This window comes from Nocardia sp. NPDC003183 (assembly GCF_053590715.1).
Genome location: NZ_JBSFTG010000007.1, coordinates 180,857 through 199,477 on the forward strand (window position 1 = coordinate 180,857; position 18,621 = coordinate 199,477).

At 69.3% G+C, this 18,621-nt stretch carries 18 protein-coding genes and 1 pseudogene; 9 read left to right on the forward strand and 10 right to left on the reverse strand.

The annotated features are described in order from the left end of the window. The first annotated feature begins 130 nt into the window (after positions 1–130). Positions 131–1,030 carry an RNA polymerase sigma factor SigJ gene (gene sigJ / locus ACWDXS_RS22025; protein ID WP_449968202.1) on the forward strand — a complete coding sequence of 300 codons (900 nt, stop codon included), beginning with the start codon at positions 131–133 and terminating at the stop codon, positions 1,028–1,030. 98 nt (positions 1,031–1,128) lie between these two features. On the opposite strand, the gene ACWDXS_RS22030 is transcribed toward sigJ, so the two are convergent. Continuing rightward, positions 1,129–1,344 (reverse strand): hypothetical protein, encoded by a 216-nt coding sequence (locus tag ACWDXS_RS22030; RefSeq protein WP_378990522.1) that lies wholly within the window; start codon positions 1,342–1,344, stop codon positions 1,129–1,131. Between the two features lie 173 nt (positions 1,345–1,517). Between ACWDXS_RS22030 and ACWDXS_RS22035 the strand changes: the two genes are divergently transcribed. Next, positions 1,518–2,696 carry a pyridoxal phosphate-dependent aminotransferase gene (locus ACWDXS_RS22035; RefSeq protein WP_449968205.1) on the forward strand — a complete coding sequence of 393 codons (1,179 nt, stop codon included), beginning with the start codon at positions 1,518–1,520 and terminating at the stop codon, positions 2,694–2,696. Between the two features lie 54 nt (positions 2,697–2,750). On the opposite strand, the gene ACWDXS_RS22040 is transcribed toward ACWDXS_RS22035, so the two are convergent. Both ACWDXS_RS22040 and ACWDXS_RS22045 read right to left on the reverse strand, forming a co-directional pair. Beyond that, a complete protein-coding gene (locus ACWDXS_RS22040) occupies positions 2,751–3,347 on the reverse strand; it encodes a trimeric intracellular cation channel family protein (RefSeq protein WP_379315316.1) in 597 nt (198 codons plus the stop codon). 212 nt (positions 3,348–3,559) lie between these two features. Beyond that, a complete protein-coding gene (locus ACWDXS_RS22045; protein ID WP_378657931.1) occupies positions 3,560–4,204 on the reverse strand; it encodes a LysE family translocator in 645 nt (214 codons plus the stop codon). Positions 4,205–4,529: 325 nt separating this feature from the next. Between ACWDXS_RS22045 and ACWDXS_RS22050 the strand changes: the two genes are divergently transcribed. The 3 genes from ACWDXS_RS22050 to ACWDXS_RS22060 all read left to right on the forward strand — a co-directional run bounded on the left by ACWDXS_RS22050 (position 4,530) and on the right by ACWDXS_RS22060 (position 8,414). Further along, entirely contained in the window at positions 4,530–6,197 is a 1,668-nt protein-coding gene (locus ACWDXS_RS22050) for a DNA repair helicase XPB (RefSeq protein ID WP_378990517.1), read from the forward strand. 99 nt (positions 6,198–6,296) lie between these two features. Continuing rightward, a complete protein-coding gene (locus ACWDXS_RS22055) occupies positions 6,297–6,962 on the forward strand; it encodes a DUF3239 domain-containing protein (RefSeq protein WP_378990516.1) in 666 nt (221 codons plus the stop codon). Between the two features lie 60 nt (positions 6,963–7,022). Further along, on the forward strand, positions 7,023–8,414 hold the full coding sequence (locus ACWDXS_RS22060; protein ID WP_387446388.1) for a M1 family metallopeptidase: 1,392 nt from the start codon (positions 7,023–7,025) through the stop codon (positions 8,412–8,414). Here ACWDXS_RS22060 and ACWDXS_RS22065 read toward each other — a convergent pair. Next, positions 8,411–9,259, reverse strand: coding sequence for a hypothetical protein (locus ACWDXS_RS22065; protein ID WP_449968212.1), 849 nt, complete (start codon positions 9,257–9,259; stop codon positions 8,411–8,413). The two genes, ACWDXS_RS22060 and ACWDXS_RS22065, sit on opposite strands and share 4 nt — an antisense overlap. A 98-nt stretch (positions 9,260–9,357) precedes the next feature. Here ACWDXS_RS22065 and ACWDXS_RS22070 point away from each other — a divergent pair, with 98 nt between their 5' ends. After that, positions 9,358–9,870 (forward strand): LppU/SCO3897 family protein, encoded by a 513-nt coding sequence (locus ACWDXS_RS22070; RefSeq protein WP_378990514.1) that lies wholly within the window; start codon positions 9,358–9,360, stop codon positions 9,868–9,870. Here the strand turns inward: ACWDXS_RS22070 and ACWDXS_RS22075 are convergent. Continuing rightward, positions 9,867–12,158: a helicase-associated domain-containing protein gene (locus ACWDXS_RS22075; RefSeq protein WP_378990512.1), complete on the reverse strand. Its 2,292-nt coding sequence runs from the start codon at positions 12,156–12,158 to the stop codon at positions 9,867–9,869. The genes ACWDXS_RS22070 and ACWDXS_RS22075 overlap by 4 nt on opposite strands. A gap of 39 nt (positions 12,159–12,197) precedes the next feature. Between ACWDXS_RS22075 and ACWDXS_RS22080 the strand changes: the two genes are divergently transcribed. Beyond that, the gene (locus tag ACWDXS_RS22080) at positions 12,198–12,389 is read left to right on the forward strand and encodes a hypothetical protein (RefSeq protein WP_056818634.1); all 192 of its coding nucleotides are present in this window, start codon (positions 12,198–12,200) and stop codon (positions 12,387–12,389) included. A gap of 65 nt (positions 12,390–12,454) precedes the next feature. Here the strand turns inward: ACWDXS_RS22080 and ACWDXS_RS22085 are convergent, their stop codons facing one another. Together ACWDXS_RS22085 and ACWDXS_RS22090 are read right to left on the reverse strand one after the other, a co-directional pair. After that, on the reverse strand, positions 12,455–13,063 hold the full coding sequence (locus tag ACWDXS_RS22085; protein ID WP_378708683.1) for a transglycosylase family protein: 609 nt from the start codon (positions 13,061–13,063) through the stop codon (positions 12,455–12,457). A 373-nt stretch (positions 13,064–13,436) separates the two neighbouring features. Beyond that, positions 13,437–13,673: a hypothetical protein gene (locus ACWDXS_RS22090; RefSeq protein WP_378990511.1), complete on the reverse strand. Its 237-nt coding sequence runs from the start codon at positions 13,671–13,673 to the stop codon at positions 13,437–13,439. 162 nt (positions 13,674–13,835) lie between these two features. On the opposite strand from ACWDXS_RS22090, the gene ACWDXS_RS22095 reads away from it, so the two are divergent. Beyond that, positions 13,836–14,261: a cold-shock protein gene (locus tag ACWDXS_RS22095; protein ID WP_358071059.1), complete on the forward strand. Its 426-nt coding sequence runs from the start codon at positions 13,836–13,838 to the stop codon at positions 14,259–14,261. A 57-nt stretch (positions 14,262–14,318) separates the two neighbouring features. On the opposite strand, the gene ACWDXS_RS22100 is transcribed toward ACWDXS_RS22095, so the two are convergent. From ACWDXS_RS22100 to ACWDXS_RS22110, 3 genes are all read right to left on the reverse strand, one after another. Then, positions 14,319–14,849: a DUF2771 domain-containing protein gene (locus ACWDXS_RS22100; RefSeq protein WP_378990510.1), complete on the reverse strand. Its 531-nt coding sequence runs from the start codon at positions 14,847–14,849 to the stop codon at positions 14,319–14,321. Further along, positions 14,846–16,744, reverse strand: a complete 1,899-nt coding sequence (locus ACWDXS_RS22105) for an MFS transporter (protein WP_449968218.1) — start codon at positions 16,742–16,744, stop codon at positions 14,846–14,848. Before ACWDXS_RS22105 ends, ACWDXS_RS22100 begins: the two co-directional genes overlap by 4 nt. Before the next feature lie 69 nt (positions 16,745–16,813). Then, positions 16,814–17,590 carry a glutaminyl-peptide cyclotransferase gene (locus tag ACWDXS_RS22110; protein WP_449968221.1) on the reverse strand — a complete coding sequence of 259 codons (777 nt, stop codon included), beginning with the start codon at positions 17,588–17,590 and terminating at the stop codon, positions 16,814–16,816. Between the two features lie 8 nt (positions 17,591–17,598). Between ACWDXS_RS22110 and ACWDXS_RS22115 the strand changes: the two are divergent. After that, positions 17,599–18,495: pseudogene (locus ACWDXS_RS22115) on the forward strand (DUF3027 domain-containing protein); the annotation flags it as partial. Positions 18,496–18,621: the final 126 nt, after the last annotated feature.

Here is an 18,621-nt window from a genome sequence, read left to right on the forward strand (position 1 = left end):
ACCTCACCGGCAGGTGCGACGCGCGCGATGAAGCCGGGCACGAACTTCCCACCGGGGAAATCGTGTGCGAAATCACCGGCGCCGACCCGTGGGGCGGAGCGCGAGTGGGTACTCCGTAGGATCTGACTCGATGGTTTCCCCGTTTCTCGCCGACCTGTTCGAATCGCATCGACCGCACTTGCTTTCGGTCGCCTACCGGCTCACCGGAAGTGTCGGCGATGCCGAGGACGCGGTGCAGGAGAGCTGGCTGCGGATGGCCGGCGTGCACCAGTCCGAGATCGACGATCTGCGCGCCTGGCTGACGACCGTGGTCAGCCGAATCTGCCTCGACCACTTGCGAAGCGCCGCCGTGCGCCGCGAAACCTACGTGGGGCAGTGGCTTCCGGAACCGATCGTCTCGGCGGCCTCGTCGTCGCGCACACCCGATCCCCTGGACGTGGTGGTGCGCGATCAGGACAGCCGGATGGCGGCGATGGTGGTGCTCGACGCGTTGACGCCGCAGCAGCGGGTGGCGCTGGTGCTCCACGAGGGATTGTCGGTGCCCTTCGACGAGATCGCCGAGATCCTCGGCGTCTCCGCCGATGCCGCAAGACAATTGGCGGTCCGCGCGCGCCGGGCGGTGGCCAGAGCGCCGGAACCGGTCGCCGACGATGTGCACGATCAGGCGGTGCGGCGGTTCCTCGCCGCACTGGCCACCGGTGATGTCGCCGCTGTAGCCGCCACGCTGCATCCGGACACGACATTCACCGCCGACGCGGGCGGCACCACCAAGACCGCACTGAATATCGTTGCCGGACAGGAGAAGGTCGCCCGACTGGCGCTGGGCCTCTGGCGCAGGCATCAGGAAGAATCCGGGCTGGAATTGGGCGCCGCCACGGTGAACGGGCAATCGGGGCTGGTGATCACCGACCCGAACTCGCCGTTCGGACGACCCGTGCGCGTCCTCGCCTTCGCAGTGCGAGACGGAAAGATCTGGGCGACTTACGATTTCGCCAACGTGGCGAAACTGTCGGGCGCCCGCCTCCGCTGACCCCACAGCACCGTCGAGGCCCTGCGAGGTCAGCGGTTCACTTCACAGCGCTGAGCTGATCGGTGTAGCGATGCGGACCAGCGCGCATCGCGGACGTTCTACGGGTAGGTGGAGCCCCAGTTGTGATCGCCGGTCGACGATCCGAGGTTGAAGTCCCCCGTCGAGGAACCCATGTTGTTGTCCGGCGTCGCCGAACCGGTGAACCAATCGACGATCGGACTGGCGACGAGGTGATCGTGGATGAATTGCCACGCCGAACCGGCTACCTCCGACGCAGCCGGTTGCAGGATGAAGTCGAGCAGAGGTGAGGCCATGCGAGCCCCTTTCGATATACCACCACGCAGTGGTGTGTGAGGTAGAACACGGCGAGGCTAGCTGAGGTTGGGGAAACGCACAATAGCGCAGGTCAAAGCGGGAAAACGTTTGTGAAACATACGTGTTCGCTATCGCTGGGCAACGTCGCCGAATAGTGGGATACGCTGCGGAGATGCCGCCTGTGCCGCCCACCGTCGCCCGCCTGCGCCCCTTCGGATCGACCATCTTCGCCGAGATGACCGAACTGGCCGTCCGCCACGACGCGGTGAATCTGGGCCAGGGCTTTCCCGATACCGACGGACCCGCCGGCATGCTCGAGGTGGCGCGCGCGGCCATCGCCGACGGCCTGAATCAGTACCCGCCCGGCCGCGGGATGCCGGTGTTGCGGCAGGCGATCGCCGACGACCGCGCCCGCCGATACGGCACCGCCTACGACCCGGCCACCGAAATTCTGGTGACCGTCGGCGCGACCGAGGCGATCAGCGCCGCCGTGCTCGGTCTGGTCGAGCCCGATCAAGAGGTGGTGCTGATCGAGCCGTACTACGACTCCTACGCCGCCGCGATCGCGCTCGCGGGCGCGCGGCGACGAACAGCTCGCCTGGTGCCCGACGGTGACCGATTCGTGCTCGACCTGGACAGTCTGCGGGCCGCGCTCACCTCGAAAACCCGCATGTTGATGATCAATTCGCCGCACAATCCCACCGGCGCCGTGCTCGACCGCGCCGACCTCACCGCGATCGCCGAGTTGGCTGTCGAGCACGATCTGCTCGTGCTGGCCGACGAGGTGTACGAGCACCTCGTCTACGACGGCACCGAGCACATCAGCATCTCCACGCTGCCCGGGATGCGTGAGCGGACGGTGGTGGTGTCCAGCGCGGCGAAGACGTTCAATGTCACGGGGTGGAAGATCGGGTGGGCGTGCGCGCCCGCGCCGCTGCTCGACGGTGTGCTCGCGGCCAAACAGTTCCTCACCTTCGTCGGCGGCGGGCCGTTCCAGCCCGCCGTCGCGTACGCGATCAACGAGGAATCGGACTGGGTGCTCGCCCAGCGTGCCGGGTTGGCGGACAAGCGAACGCGGCTTTCGCGGGCGTTGCGCGACACCGGTTTCACGGTCTCGGCCAGCGACGGCGGCTACTTCGTCTGCGCCGACATCCGAGCGCTCGGCGCCGACGATGGACTGGCGTTCTGCCGCGAACTCCCGGCCCGGCTCGGCGTCGCCGCCGTGCCGGTGAGCGTCTTCGCCGATCGCCCCGCGGACTGGAAACACCTGGTGCGCTTCACCTTCAGCAAGCGCGACGAGACGATCGACGAAGGCATCCGCCGGCTCCGCGCCGACACCACGGTGCCCTGACCCGGTGCCGTCGATGAGCCGCTCCACCGGGAAACGACCGGCCGACGGGACGGGTCAGTCGCGCGCGTGGCGGGCCAGCGGTGCGTGCCACTGATAGCGCCGGGCCAGCAGCCGGAACCCCACCGCCGCCGCTGCGGCGAGGAGCCCGGTCCAGGCTCGGTACAGGTCGAACGAGAGCAGCGCGGCGGTCGCGGCCGCGCCGAACAGGGCCGGAATCGCGTAGAGGTCCTGGTCCGGGCGTAGGACGGTGGGCACCTCGCCACTGAGCACATCGCGGATCACGCCGCCACCGATGGCGGTCGTCATGCCGAGCAGGGCGGCGGTGGGGGCGCCGAGCCCGGCCGAGTCGGCGATCACGGTCCCGGTGACGCAGAACAGCCCGAGCCCGATCGCGTCGGCGATCTCGAGCGGTCCCTTGGTGAGCCGGCGCGAGGGCGCGATGAAGTACAGGACCAGCGCGGTGACTATCGACGCGGACAGATAGGTCAGGTCGGTGAACGCGGCCGGGGGAGTTCGCCCGATCAGCAGGTCACGCACGATGCCGCCGCCGAGCGCGGTCGCACACGCCAGCACCACCATCCCGAACAGATCGAGTCGCTTGCGCACCGCGACCAGCGCACCCGACGCGGCGAAGGAGATCACCCCCATCATCTCGCCGCCCCGATGCACCGCGTTCACGGCCGAGTCCAGCTCGCTGACCGAAGGCCCGGCCAACGCCGCCACCAGCACACCAACGCTCACCACGCAATCCTTCCGCCTCGCTGCTCCGAAGCAGCGTGACACGCAGGCGCGCGGCGACGGCGACCGGCCCACCCGCTGGTGGCGATCCGATTTCGCGTGGGGATGCGGCGGCGGCACGCACCTCAGGCGGGGGTGGGGCGGGCCTTGTCGGTGGCGAGCAGGACGGCGATGGTGCCGAGAGCGGTGCCCATGAGGTAGCGCTGGGTGCGCAGCCAGAGCGGGCGGGCGGTGAGGAAGGTGGCCAGGCCCGCGGCACCGAGCACGATCATGGCGTTGACCGTGAGGGCGACCGTGATCTGGATGGCGCCCAGCGACAGGCTCTGCAACCAGAGGGCGCCGCGAGCGGGGTCGACGAACTGGGGGATCAGCGCCATGTACATGATCGCGATCTTCGGATTGAGCAGGTTGGTGGCCAATCCCATCGTGAACAGGCGCCGTGCGGGGTCGTGCGGCAGGTCGGCGGGCGCGAACACCGACACCCCACCCGGCCGGATCGCCTGCCAGGCCAGCCACAGCAGATACGCCGCTCCTGCCAGCTTCACCGCCAGATACAACCCGGGAACAACAGCGAACACCGCCGTGATCCCCGCCGCGGCCGCCATCAGGTACACACCGAAGCCCGCCGCGACCCCCATCAGCGAGATCATCCCCGCCCGGCGACCCTGCGCGACGGTGCGCGAGACCAGATACATCATGTTCGGTCCCGGCGTCAGCACCATGCCGAGCGCCGCCGCCGCGACCCCGAGAACCGCCGTTGTCTGAAGCATGCACCGAGTTTGCCCCGGTCAGCGATGCTGTGTCGCGGTCCAGTCGGCACCTGCTGGACCCGTCTCACCGCTCGCGCGCAATCGCCGTACCGACCATGTCGGACCGGGTCCGTACAATCGAACGAGCCGCCCATCAGGGCACGGCACACCAACTCAGAGCATCAAGGCCGAACGCAACCCCGCACAGGGCGAGTCTTACGAGCCCGTTCGGGGCCGCCCCCTCGATCAGCGCTCGAAGCGCATGCGCCGCAGGCGCGAGTCTCGAGTGCTGAATCGAGGGGTTACAGGCGCCCCGAACCCGCGGCCCCGGCCGCAAAGGAGTCCAGTGACCGACGGTCCGCTGATCGTGCAAAGTGACAAGACTCTGCTGCTCGAGGTCGACCACGAGCTGGCAGGTAACGCCCGGCAAGCCATCGCGCCGTTCGCGGAGCTGGAACGCGCCCCCGAGCATGTGCACACCTACCGGATCACGCCGCTGGCGCTCTGGAACGCTCGCGCGGCGGGCCACGATGCCGAGCAGGTCGTCGACGCGCTGGTGAACTTCTCGCGGTACGCCGTGCCCCAGCCGCTGCTGGTCGACATCGTCGACACGATGGGCCGCTACGGCCGGTTGCAGCTGGTCAAACATCCCGCGCACGGGTTGTGCCTGGTCAGCCTGGATCGTGCGGTGCTCGCGGAAGTGCTGCGGCACAAGAAGATCGCACCCATGCTCGGCGCCCGCATCGACGACGATACCGTGATCGTGCACCCGTCCGAGCGCGGCCACATCAAGCAGATGCTGTTGAAGATCGGCTGGCCCGCGGAGGACCTGGCCGGTTATGTGGACGGCGAGGCGCACGACATCGGCCTCGACTACACCGAGGGCAAATGGCACCTGCGCGACTACCAGGAGATGGCCGCCGATTCGTTCTGGGCGGGCGGTTCCGGCGTGGTCGTGCTGCCGTGCGGCGCGGGCAAGACGATGGTCGGCGCGGCCGCGATGGCCAAAGCCAAGGCGACGACGCTGATCCTGGTCACCAATACCGTGGCGGGCAGGCAGTGGCGGCGCGAGCTGCTGGCGCGGACCACGCTCACCGAGGAGGAGATCGGCGAATACTCCGGCGAGCGCAAGGAGATCCGTCCGGTCACCATCGCCACCTATCAGGTCATCACGCGCAAGTCGAAAGGCGAGTACAAGCACCTCGAGCTGTTCGACAGCCGCGACTGGGGCCTGGTGATCTACGACGAGGTGCACCTGCTGCCCGCGCCTGTCTTCCGGATGACCGCCGACCTCCAGTCGCGCCGCAGGCTCGGTCTCACCGCCACGCTCGTGCGTGAGGACGGTCGCGAGGGCGATGTGTTCTCGCTGATCGGCCCGAAGCGCTACGACGCGCCGTGGAAGGACATCGAGGCGCAGGGCTGGATCGCACCGGCCGACTGCGTCGAGGTGCGGGTGACGCTCACCGACGCGGAGCGGATGGCCTACGCCACCGCCGAGCCCGAGGAACGCTACAAGCTGTGTTCCACCGCGCGCACCAAGATCCCGGTGGTCGAGTCCATCCTGGCCCGGCACCAGGGTGCGCCGACCCTGGTGATCGGCGCCTACCTGGATCAGCTCGACGAGCTGGGCGTCGACCTGAACGCCCCGGTCATCACCGGCGCCACCAAGAACAGGGAACGCGAGGCGCTGTTCGACGCCTTCCGCTCCGGTGAGATCCCCGTGCTGGTGGTGAGCAAGGTCGCCAACTTCTCCATCGATCTGCCGGAAGCCTCGGTGGCGGTGCAGGTTTCGGGCACCTTCGGTTCCCGGCAGGAAGAGGCTCAGCGCCTCGGCCGGCTGTTGCGGCCGAAACAGGATGGGGGACAGGCGCATTTCTATTCGGTGGTCGCGCGCGACACGCTCGACGCCGAATACGCCGCGCACCGGCAGCGCTTCCTGGCCGAGCAGGGCTATGCCTACCGCATCGTCGACGCCGACGACCTGCTCGGCCCGCCGATCGGGGACGGCGTGTAGCACTGTTCGCCAGGTCAAAGGGGGGTAGCGTGCGGTGTGTGATCCCCTCGGCAGATAAGTGGAGGCAATTCCTCCGCAACTTGTGCTAGGAAGGAAGGCGTGCGCCGCTTCGAATTCGTGGTCGACCGTGAACACGCTCATGCGGTGAACGAGACGTTCACCGGATTACGCAGGTTGCGCCTGGTGGCCCTGCTGGTCGCCGGTCTCGCCGTCGCGGCCACGGTGGCGCTGGTGTGGAGCGGACAGGCGTGGGGATTTCTGCTCGCGGTGGTGTGCGTGCTCATCGCGGGCATCGCGCTGTGGGTGGCGTTGTGGACGCCGCATCGCTCCAGCATCGAAAAGCTCTACCACGACGGTGTGCTCGTCCCCGCCGTCGTCAGCGATGCCGAACCGGGCGCCATCGTGTTGCTCGCCCTGGTCGATATCGCCGAACCCGCTGCGCCGGAGCGCAGTTGGGCCCTGATCACCCGCAAGGTGCGCACGCTGCCCGGACACGCGCCGCGGCCGGGTGAACGGGTGCCCGCCGTCGCGGTGCGCACCGACCGTGCTCCGCGTCAGGTCGGCGAACGCTGGCAGCTGGTCACCGCCATGCCGATCGCCTGGGGCACGCGCGACGACGCGGTGATCGAGCGGGCGTGCGACGCCATCAACGAGGTCGAATGGCGGCTGCTCACACAGAACCTGGCGCTGGCATCGCGGGTGAAACGCACCGCGACCAAGCGCCTGCTGCTCGACCCACAGCACCTGCCCTCCGACCTGGGCTAGCCGCGCACCTGCGACGATGGTTCGGTTCGTGCGATCCGGTCGACGAAAGGTGTCCGCGACATGCGCTGGTCGGCCGGGTTGTGTGTGGTGTTCGCGCTGGTGGCGCTGGGAGTTCCGCCGGTAGCGGCGGATTCGGCCCTGATCGGGGCTCCGGGACTGGGTGATCCGTACTATCCGCTCGACGGGAACGGCGGCTACGACGTCACCCACTACGACGTGTCGATCGACTACGAACCCGGTGCCCACCATCTGCGCGGCACGGCCCGCATCGACGGCCGCGTCACCCAGCCGCTGGCACAGTTCAACCTCGACTACAGCGGACCCGAGGTGCTGATGGTGACCGTCAACGGTCAGCCCGCGGGGTTCGCGCACGACGGTGAGCACGAGCTCGTGGTCACGCCACTGCTACCGCTGCCGCCGGGTCTGCCGATGCGGGTCATCGTCGACTATGCCGGCGCGGCCGCCGACACCGAGGGCGAAGGGTGGACGCACGCGCCCAACGGTGGTGCGTTCGCCGTCGGCGAGCCGCACAGCGCGAGCACCTGGTACCCGCTCAACGACACCCCCTTGGACAAGGCGACCTTCACGCTGCACGCCACGGTGCCCGCCGACTGGGAGGTCATGTCGATCGGCGACCGCACCGAGCACGTGGTGCGCGACGGTCGGTTGCACACCACGTGGGAGACACGACAGCCCACGATCGGCTATCTGACCACGGTCGCGGTGGACCATTTCAGCTTCCTCGAACAGCGGCGCGCGAACGGCACCGCGGTGCTGAGCGCGTTCGCGCCGGAATCCGACGGCAATCGCGAAGACGAGCAGCGGCTGCCCGAAATCCTCGACTTCCTCGAAAGTCTTTACGGTCCATACCCGTTCGATGTGGCCGGGGGGATCTATGTGGATACCGAGCTGCCGTTCTCGCTGGAGACCCAGACCCGGCCGACCTACGCGCCGTGGACCGATCTGAACACCGTGGTGCACGAGCTGGCCCATCAGTGGTGGGGCGACACCATGTCGGTGCGGCACTGGTCCGACATCTGTCTCAACGAATGCTTCGCCAGCTACACCGCCGACTACCTGTGGCCGGAGCGGATCGACCATGCCGATGTGGACACCGAGTATCGCGAGACCATCGCGCAACACCTCGACGATCCCAAGTTCTGGAAGATCGCGCTGGCCGCGCCGGGCGCGGGCGACGAATTCACGTCCGTCTACTATCGCGGGCCGCTGTTCCTGCACGCCCTTCGCAAGTTGCTCGGTGAGGACGTGTTCTTCGCCGCGATCAAGGATTTCGTGAACGCGCATCGCGACGGCCATGCCTCGATGCCGGAGTTCCGGGAGTTCCTGCAGAGCCGGACCTCGATGCCGCTGGGCGAGTTCCTGGCCGAATGGCTGGACGGGACGAGACCGCCGCGCGACGCGTTCCTCTACCCGGGCACCCTGCACCCCTAGTCGTCGGTGAGCCGAGCGCGGGCGCGCTCGACCCAGCGCTGCATGCGATCGAATTGACTACGCGCGGCAGTGAATTCGCCGCGCGCTCGATGTTCGGCGGTGTGGGCGAAGTGGCGTTGCTGCTCCGCGTGCTCGAGTTCGGCGCGGAGTTCGGCGATGCGGGTTTCGATCTCGTCGAGGTCGGACTTCGCCTGCGTGGCAGCGGCTTCGGCCTCCTCGCGATCGGTGCGGGCGGCTGCCAGGCCGGATTCGGCGTCGTCGAGTTCCTGCTGGGCCTGCGCGCGACGCTCGGCTTCGGTGTCCTTCGGGGCCGAGCGGGGTTTGCTCGCACGCTTGGGGGTGGCCTTGCCGCCGGTGATCGCGACCAGACCGGCCGGGCCGAAGCCGTCATAGGTGACCGTGGTGGGCAGCACTCCGGCGCGAACCAGATCGGCGACATCGGGGTCGGCCAGCGCCGCGGTGAGGGTTTGACCGACCTCGCGCAGCACCTGCTCACTCGCCGGGCGATCGTGCTCGGCGGCCAGTTCGGCGGCGCGCTTGGTCATCGCGTTCACGACCTGTTGACGCTGGGTGCCCAGGGCGCGCAGCTTGTCGCCGGAGAGCTGACGCTGGGCCGACCGCAGGGCGTCGCCCAGATCGAGCAGGGCGGCGATCTCCTGCGGTGCGTGCCGGGCCAGCAGGTTGACCGTCCAGGCCGCGACCGTGGGTTTGCGCAGGGCGGTGATGGCCTCGGCCAGGTCGCGGTCGCCGTCGGCGCGGGCCTGGGCGGCGCGTTCGGCGCGGGTCGACACGAAGTCGCCGGGGTCGAGGGTGTACAGCTCGCCTGCGACGTCGTCGAGGGTCATCTTTGTGATGGTAGACAGGTTGCGCCACGGGGGAGCGCGGGCGCGGGGCACTTGGGTATCGTCACCGGCGGTTGTGTTCACCCTGAACCGTTCGGTGAGTGAGGTTTTCAGTGATTTTCCCGGAGAAGCGGCTGTTGGCGCGGATCGTGCTCGGGCCGGTGGCCGCGATGGCCCTGGTCGGAGCGGTGGTTTCGTGCTCCTCCGATGATTCGTCGTCGGCCGGTGCTGTCGCGGTGGGGTCGTGCGTGGAGGTCAGTGACAACGCTGCCGACGCGATGAAGGCGACGGTCGGCGACTGCTCGTCGGCGAAGTCGAACTACCGGATCGTGAAGGTCGGGGCGGACTGCGCCGCCGACAACGCCGCGTTCAACGGCACGGTCGGGGACGCGAAGAGCACGCTGTGCCTGGCGCCGAATTTCGCCGAGGGCAGCTGCTACGCGGAGGCGGGGAAGCGGCCCGCGGAGTCGGTCGACTGTACGGCGGCCGAGGCTTCGTTCAAGGTGGTCAAGCGGATCGACGGGCAGACCGACGAACTGCTGTGTGGCGCGGACGCCACGCAGTTCCGGACGGTTCCCGACCCGAAGACGACCTTCTGCCTGGCCAAGCCCTAATCGAGCAGGGCCACCGACGCGATGCGGTGGAGGGTGAAATGGCGGGTCGCCCCGCTCACCGGGTCCACCGCGTCCAGTTGGCCGTTGCCTACCCGCAGCGGCTCGACCACCCGCTGGGTGGCCACGCCCTGGGCGTCCACGTAGCCGATGTTCACCGGTCGGCCGACCCTCGCCGCCAGCTGGAGCAGCGCGAGGGTGGCCGCGGTGCCGGTGCGGGTGCCGTCGGTGCGCACCGAGCGACCGGTGCGAGCGCCCGCGGCGCGTTCGCCCGCGCGGAGTTCGGTGACCAGCTGGGCGAGCTGGTCGTCGTTCGGCGGGGTCGGGCGGTAAGGCCTGCGGGCCAGCGGGCGGACCGAAATCCGCGCGCCGCGGGGACGCAGGTCGACGATGGTGCCGCCGGAATCCTCGCCCGCCGGGGCGAAGCCCGCCTTGCGGAGCTGGTCGAGCATCTCGGCCAGGGGCGCCAGGGCAATCGCCACGGTGGGGGCGATAGCGCGCAGCGCCAGGGTTTCGGCCACGGGCGCGGCGAGGACCTGGGCCAGCAGCGCCGGATCGTCGCTGCGCAGGAACGACTGGGCCATGCCCACCCTGAGCTGGCCGTGGCGACGCGCGACGTCGTCGATGAGATAGGTCAGCGACTGCGGCACGGGAGTGCGGGAGTGGGTGGCGAACAACGCGTGCAGTTCGGCGGCGGTGAGGCCGGCGTCGAGCGCGCGGCGGACCGTGGCGTCGCTGACCCGGTACACGGTTGCGGCGCCCGCTGATTCGACATCGGCGACCAAGGCGATCTTGGCGCGCAGTTCCGGTACCAGCGGACCGGGGGCGATCACCGTGAGGTCGGCCTGGACCAGGACGTGGTCGACCGGTTTCGGCAGCGCCGCGGCCATTTCCGATTCGGCGTCGGCGACAGAACCGTGCAGCAGGGCCCGGCCCGCCGAGTCGAGGGCGCCACGGCCGAGCAGGCCGACGACTGCCGCCTCGGCGAGGGTCGCGGTGACGGCATCGAGGCGGAAATGCCTGCGCCGGCGTGGCATTCGCCAAGCCAGCAGTTTGCCGATGTCGGCGGGAGTCACCGCGGTGCCGGTCGGGTACTCGGCGAGCAGGCCGAGGATCGCCGCACGATCGCGCACCGCATGGGGCACGCGCAGCTCCGCGGACAGGGCCGCGATCGGCTTGTCGGCGGCGTCGCGCAGGCCGATCATCCACGGCATCCGATCCAGCTCCAGCCACGCCTGCGCGAGTGTCACCCAGCGGGTCGCGGGCGGGGCGTCGAGCCACGAATCCGCGGCGGGCGTCGGGGCCCAGAAGTCGTCGGTGGAGTCGAGGTCGGGGGTCGGTTCGGGCAGGCCCTTCTCGACGAGTTTCGCGGCGGCCAGCAATTCGAGCAGCAGGCCGGTGCGTTGTTCGTCGATGCCGGTCTGCTTGGCCAGCCTGCGCAGTTCGCGCACGCCGAGTCCGCCCGCGCGCAGGGCGGGGGCGGGCAGCGCGCCGAGCGCGTCGATGAGGTCGCCCGCATCGCGCAGCAGTTCGCCGACCTCACCCGCGCCGACGGCGTTCACCTCGGTGGCGGCGTTCTTGACGAGCGTGGGTTTGGGTGGGGCGAGCGCGTGCGGGTCGGTGACGGGTTCGCCGCGCAGAATCTGGCCCACGGTGACGGGCAACTCCACGGTCTCGTCGTCGATCCGGTGCAGCAGCCGGGCGGCGAGCAGGCGCGGCACGGGCCGGGCAGGATCGGTGCCGGGTGCGGCGTCCCTGGTGCGACCGCGGGGGCCGGTGGTGGCGAGTTTGTCCAGCAGCGCGCGTTCGGGCGGGCTCGCCGTAGCCAGCGCGGCCGCTACCTCGGGCTCGGTGAGCGCGTCGGGCAGCGCTGTCGTCGCGCCCAGCGGCCAGGGCAGGGCTTCGGCGGCGCTGGGTGTGAGGTCGAGGTCGTCGCCGATCTGCCACACGAGGGCGCGGTCGAGCAGGCGGGTCAGCGCGGCGGTGAGCGCGGTCTTGGTGACGCGATCCTTGAGCTGCGCGTGCAGGGTGGTGCGAGTCAGCGGCGTGAGTTCGGCGCCGATCGTGCGGGCGTCCTCGTTGGCCGTCAGCGCCTCGATGATCGCGAACTCGAGGGTGTCCAGATCGTCGGCGGCACGCAACACCGATGCGCGCTGCTGAGCGCGCACGGCGAGCACCGACATCGACGCGGGCAGTGGTACCGCCAGGTCGGGCCGCAACTGCAGCAATTTCACCAGCTGGGCATCGGTGCGCGCACCGAGCCAATCGGCGAGAGAGTCTGTCGCGATCACCGATCGAGCCTACGTGGTTGGGTATGCCAGAATGAGCCGGTGGTGAACAAATCGAAGAAACCCTACGTCGACAACGGCTGGCCCGAGGTGGCCGACGGCGAGCACGCCGTGACCGAACTGTCGTCGACCCGCGCCGGTAATCTCTCGCCTTTCGGTGAGGACACCGAGTTTCCCGTCCCGGCCGCGACGCTGCCGTACGTACACCCCCAGACCACCATCAACCGGGTGTAATTCGGACGAGAAAGACAAGAGCCCGCATCCTCGAGGATGCGGGCTCTTGTTGTGTATGCGGGCGATCAGGAGGGCAGCAGACCCTTGTTCGCCTGGAAGAAGTCGATCACGGCCGGGTCCAGCTGAGAACCCTTGGCGGAGTTGACGAAGTCGAGAGCCTGCTGCGGCACGGCGATGCCCTGCTGCTGCACGACGGTGAGTGCGCGGTCGACGGCCGAGAACACTTCCTGGCTCGGATCCTGGACCTGCGGCACGGTGACCTGAGGAGCCCAGCTCGGCGCCGAGGGAGCGACACGCTCGGACGGTCCGCTGCTCAGACCCAGCTGCGAGGAGCAGGAGGGCCAAGCGCCCCAACCCTGGGAAGCGAGAACCTTTTCGGCGACCACGATCTGCTGTTCGCGGGTGGCCTGGTTGGCGGAGGCGGCGTACTCGCCACCGCCGTGTGCGGTCCAGGTGGAGGGCGAGAACTGCAGCCCACCCTGGAAACCGTTGCCGGTGTTGATACCCCAGTTGCCGCCGGCTTCACACTGTGCGAGGCGATCCCAGTCGGAGTCAGGGGCCGCGCTGGCGTTTCCTGCGAGGGCAGCGGCTGCGGTGCCGAAGATCGCGCCGGTGACGGCGACCTTGGCAGCAGTGCGCCCGGTGGAAGTCGGCTTGCGGTGGCGTCCACTCATATCGGGTTTCTTCCTCTCGTTCGCACCTGCATGTGGCCCGGACTGAGAGGTCTCCCGGTCCGCCCTCATCCCTTGTTTCCAATCGGGGTCCGGTACCCGCGGGGTGAGGTTCGGTGCGGCGGGCCGGTGGTTCCGGGGGTTACCCCGGCTGAGAGAAACGGTACGACGGTCAGCGGCGAATGTCACTATTTGGTAACCGGCGGGTCCCGGTGGGTCTCGGGGTCGTCTCAGGGTGATCCCTGATGTGTCCGCGCAGGTAGTCGCGGTGCCGAATGTGCGCGACAGCTGTGCGCTCACTTCGTGACCGCGCCGTTATGTGACGAAGGTCACATGTTTGGCTGGATGATATTCGGTGGGGTATTCGGTTGACGCGTCAACGCGCGCGTCGGCCCGACCACAACGCGAAAACCAGCGCGAGCAGGAAGCCGACGGGTGCGAGCATCGCCAGGCCGTAGAGCCACAGCCCCGGATCACTGTCGGACACGATCGGCGTCACGAAGATCGCGATCACCGCCAGAATTCCGGTACCGAACAGGACGAGGGCCACGTGCAGCAGGCGATCGCCGGAGCGTCGCGGACCGGGCGAGGCCGGATCTGGTGAATTCGTCACCGATGAACCGTAAAACTGATGTGCTCGCGATATAGCCACCGGGGTAGACTCGCAGCACATCGCGTCCCGCCTTGTTGGGGGGCGCGTTCTTTTCGCGACAAGCAAGATTGTGTAACCCGGGCCACAAGGGTTCGGGTGCCGAATGATGAACGGGTGAGCGCAGTGCCGACCGGCCGGGTGAAGTGGTACGACGTCGAGAAGGGCTTCGGCTTCCTGTCTCAAGACGAGGGCGAGGACGTCTATGTCCGCTCGTCCGCGCTGCCCGAGGGCGTCGAGGGACTCAAGCCCGGACAGCGTGTCGAATTCGGCATGGCCGCCGGTCGCCGCGGGCCGCAGGCGCTCAGCGTGACGGTGCTCGAGGCGCCGCCGACCGTCGCCCGCGATCGTGACCGTGGGCAGGCGCCCGCGCGCAAGGACGCCGGGCCGCGCAAGTCGCCCGACGAACTGCACGGCTTGGTCGAGGACATGATCACGCTGCTGGAGAGCACCGTGCAGCCGGATCTGCGGCGGGGCAAGTACCCGGATCGCAAGATGTCCCAGCGTATTTCCGAGGTCGTGCGGGCCGTGGCTCGCGAACTCGATCACTGACGGTTTCGCGAAACCGGCCCCGAACGAATGTCGTTCGGGGCCGGTTCCGTTTCGGGCTCAGGACTCGCGAGGTTCGGGCTCGGGAGTGACGATCGACCAGGCGGCGTGCGGGATATAGCTTTCCTGCCCGGTGGCGATGTCACGGGCCAGGATCGGCAGCTGCACTTCGATGCCGATCAGGCGCAGGTCCGGTTCCGGCTTCGACTCGATGGTGAGTGCCCTGGCACGGTCCGGGTAGTCGGCGAAGCTGAGCACCCGGTCCAGCTGCTCGCCGCTGGGGCGCTGGTAGATCAGCTGGATGAGCCAGGGCGATTCGGCGACCGCGTCGGGCAGCGAGAGCTGTACGGGTTCACCGGCGGGGACCTCCAGCGGCGTGGTCTCGCCGTACCGGCAATTCTCCATCCGCACCGTGCAGTACATGAACGGGTCGACAGTGATGGTCGTGCCGTGCGCGTACGCGGTGAGCTGCGGGGTGTGCGCGGGCGCCTTCGATACCGCCACCCCCACCCACACCGCGGTCACCGCGACGACCGCGAACAGTCCGGCCGCGACCAGCGCGACGATCGTTCGAGCGTTGAGCTTGCTCACCAGGTGGGGTCTCCTGTCCCTCTCGGATGGGTGTTGGGCACTTCCTGCTCGACGTGCTGGGGGCGATTGCCGCCCAGACCCGGCAGCAGCGAGTGCCCGGTATAGCTGACGAACGTCTGGAGCAGTCCGGCCAGCAGGATCACGCTGATCAGGGCGAAACCCTTCCAGTATTCGATCGGCATCAGCACGCCGGCCGCCCCGCCGACGACCCAGCTCAGTTGCAGCACGGTCTCCGAGCGCCCGAACCCGGACGCGATCGATTCCGGCGGGAGATCGTCCTGGATGGCGGCATCGAGGGAGACCTTCGCGAGCGCGCTGGCCGCGGAGGCCACCAGTGCGGCTACGGCGGCGCCGAACAGATTCCCGGTGAACGCGGCGAACAGCGCGACCACCGCGCACGCGCCGGTGCAGCCGAGCACCACCGGCGACGGCCTGCCCAATTGCAGCCGGGCGCCGGTCGCGTTGCCGCCGAAATTGCCGATGGCCGCCGCGGCGCCGACCAGGCCGAGCATCGCAGCCTGTTCGCTGGGACTGCCGCCCGATCCCTTGGCGACGAAGGCGATGTAGAAGGTGAGGAAGCCGGTGAGCACGCGAATCGAGCTGTTGCCCCACAGGCCGGTCACCACGGCGCGGCCCAGCGGCTGACGCCGTTTGCGCGGCGGTACCGCGGACTGCTCGCCGCGGTGGATGACCTCGGTGTGCGCGTCGGGGCCGTGGTAGGTCAGCGTCGCGGGGACCTCTCCCTCGGTCACCTCGACCCAGCGCGGAATACGCAAGCTGAGGAGCACCCCCGCGACGGCGATGCCGGTGGCGAAGATCAACGCGCCGGTGGAACCCGCGATCAGGGCGGTGAGCGCGGCCAGGGCGCCCGCGCCGATGGTGCCGCCGACCAGGCCGAACACGGTCAGCCGGGAATTGGTACGCACCAGGTCGATATCCGGTGGGAGCACGCGTGGCGTCACCGCGCTCTTGAGCACGGCGAAGGATTTCGAGCCGACCATCATGCACAGGGCCAGCGGATACAGGCCCCAGGTGTCGATGTTGAAGATCAACAGCAGCGCGAAGCCCGCGCGCAGGCCGAAGGTCGTCGCCAGCGCGAGCCTGCGTCCGCGTTGCAGCCGGTCGAGCAGCGGGCCGATCAGCGGCGCGATCAGCGCGAACGGCGCGATGGTGATCAGCAGGTACAGGGCCACCTTGGTTTTGGATTCGGCGGTGGCGCTGGCGAAGAACAGGGTGTTGGCCAGGGCGACCGCGATCGCGGCGTCGAGCGCGAAGTTCGCCATGGTGGCGTAGGTGAGCGCGGTCAGGCCGGACTGGTCGGCGCCGTCGGCCTTGGCGGCGCGCTGGAAGGTGGCGATGCCGCGTTCGGTGAGTTCGCGGCTGCGCATGGCGGCTACGCGGGTGACGGTGAGTTTCCGGGGGACGCGCTGGTTGACCTGGTCGTCGACGCCTTCGTCGCGAGGAAAGGGACGGGTACCCGCCGGGCCGGTGTCGTCCCCGGGGAGGTCGGAGCGTCCTTGCTCGTCGCGGGGTGCCGGGGGTCGGCCCCGATCGTCGACCGGCGGCCCGTCGTGCGGATGCTCGGCGCGTGGTGCGGCCGGTCGGCCCCGATCGTCGAAGGGCGGACGCCGCTTCGGGTAGTCGTCCGGTGTGCGTCCGGCGGGCGCCGCGTTCGGCACGGGCGCGGTCGGGGCGGCCGGGTCGACGGGGCGGTGGCGTCGGAACAGGCTTTTCGACCGGACCGTCGGCGGCTCGGCGGGCAGCGGCCGTTCGGGCCGGGGGAAGACCTTGCGCGGTGCGCGCGGCGGGTACTGCCCGTAGCCGGGGTGTGGGTCGGCGGCAGTACCGTCCCGGCGACCACGGTCAGGACCGGATGGATCGCGGGGCGTAGTCACAAGTCCAATTCTGTCGCACTCGGGCGGCGCGTGTTCACTCGCGCCGCGGCAATGTCGGCCACACCCGGGTTATTTCCCGACGAAACGCACTTCGAACATGCGCGGCCAGTACTTGCCGGTCAGCAGGAACCGATCGGTGCCGGGCAGGTGAGCGATGCCGTTGAGCACATCGGTGCCCGCCCGTTCGGCGGGGGTGAGCAGTCCGCCCGCCTCGATGACGGCGAGAATCCGGCCGGTCTCGGGATCGATGTGCAGAATCTCGTCCGTCGGGTAGTTGTTCGCGTAGACCGTGCCGTCTTCCGCGCAGTCCAATTCGTTCGGCTTCGGATCGCGGTAGCCGGACAGCGTCACCGAACCGGTCTGCGCGAAGGTCACCGGGTCGCGGAAGGTGAGCGTGCCGGTGCCGTCGCTCATCACCAGCCGCTGTGGCTGTGCGCACAATCCCCAGCCCTCACCCTGATAGTCGGCGCGACCGGTCTCGGCCAAGGTGACCGGGTCGCGGGCGATGGCGAAACCGTCCTGCCAGGTCAACTGCCACACGATCGCGCCCGCCCTGGTCATGCCCTCGCCGAACACGCGACCAGGCAGGTCGACGCGCGCTGTTTCGGCGCCCGTGCGCTGGTCGGCGGCCCGCGCGGTCGACACGCCCCACATTCCGGTGCTCTCGTAACGGACGCCGTCGACCACTTCCAGACCCTGGGTGAAGGCCTGCGGATCGTGCGGTGACGAGCCGATCACTTCGACTCGTAACCGCGTCGGTCCGGGCTCCTCTGGACCGCTACAAGCCCCCGCGCCGAGCACACTGACCAGCACTGCGACGGCCAACGAACTGCGATTGCACTTCATACGGCAAAATGTATGCCGTGAGCGCAGTATCTGTTTCGGAGTCCGGCGTGCGTCCCGTTCTGGCCGACGCGGCCGAGGTCGCACGTCGTGCGCTCGTCGCGTTGGAACCCGACGGGGTAGGAGTCCATCTGGGGGTGAGCGCCGAGGACGACACCGCGGCCACCCACCGGTTCGAGGCGACCCTGCCCGGCTACCGCGGCTGGCAGTGGGCCGTCGTGGTCGCCGCGCCCCCCGGCGCCGACCACGCGACGGTGAGCGAGTCGGCGTTGCTGCCTGCCCTCGACGCCCTGATCGCCCCCGACTTCGTCCCGTGGGAACAGCGGGTCCGCCCCGGCGACCTCGGCCCCGGCGACCTGCTCGCCGCCCCCGCCGACGACCCCCGTCTCGTTCCCGGCTACGTCGCCACCGGCGATCCGGTGATCGACGAGGTGGCCCGCGAGGTGGGCCTCGGCCGCGTCCAGGTGCTCAGCCTCGAAGGCCGCGCCGACGCCGCCCAGCGCTGGTTCACCGAGTTCGGCCCCGACACCGAGATGGCCAAGGCCGCCCCCGGCACCTGCGGCATGTGCGGCTTCTACCTGCCGCTGGCCGGCGCCCTGCGCGAGTCCTTCGGTGTCTGTGGCAATGCGATGGGTGCCGACGGCCACGTCGTCCACATCGAATACGGCTGCGGCGCCCACTCCGACGTGGTGGCACCCAGCGGCAACGGATCCCCGCTGTACGAGGCATTCGACGACCACGCGGTGGATTTCGTCGAGATCGTCCGCCCGGCTGTCGAGGACGCGATCGACAAGGCCACATCCCAGGCCGCTGGCGCGGACTCGGCAACAGAGGCCGCGGCGGAGATGTCTGCTGACGCCCCGGCATCAGCGGTCCCGACGACCGGCGCTGACTCGGCATCAGCGGCTGCGGCCCCGGCGACCGGTGAAGACTCCGCGTCGGAGACCGCGTCCCAGGCGACGGCCGAAGTGTCGGCCACAGTGGTCGACCAGGTCGAGGCCGAGCCTGCCGGCGCCGACCCCGCGACGACGGTC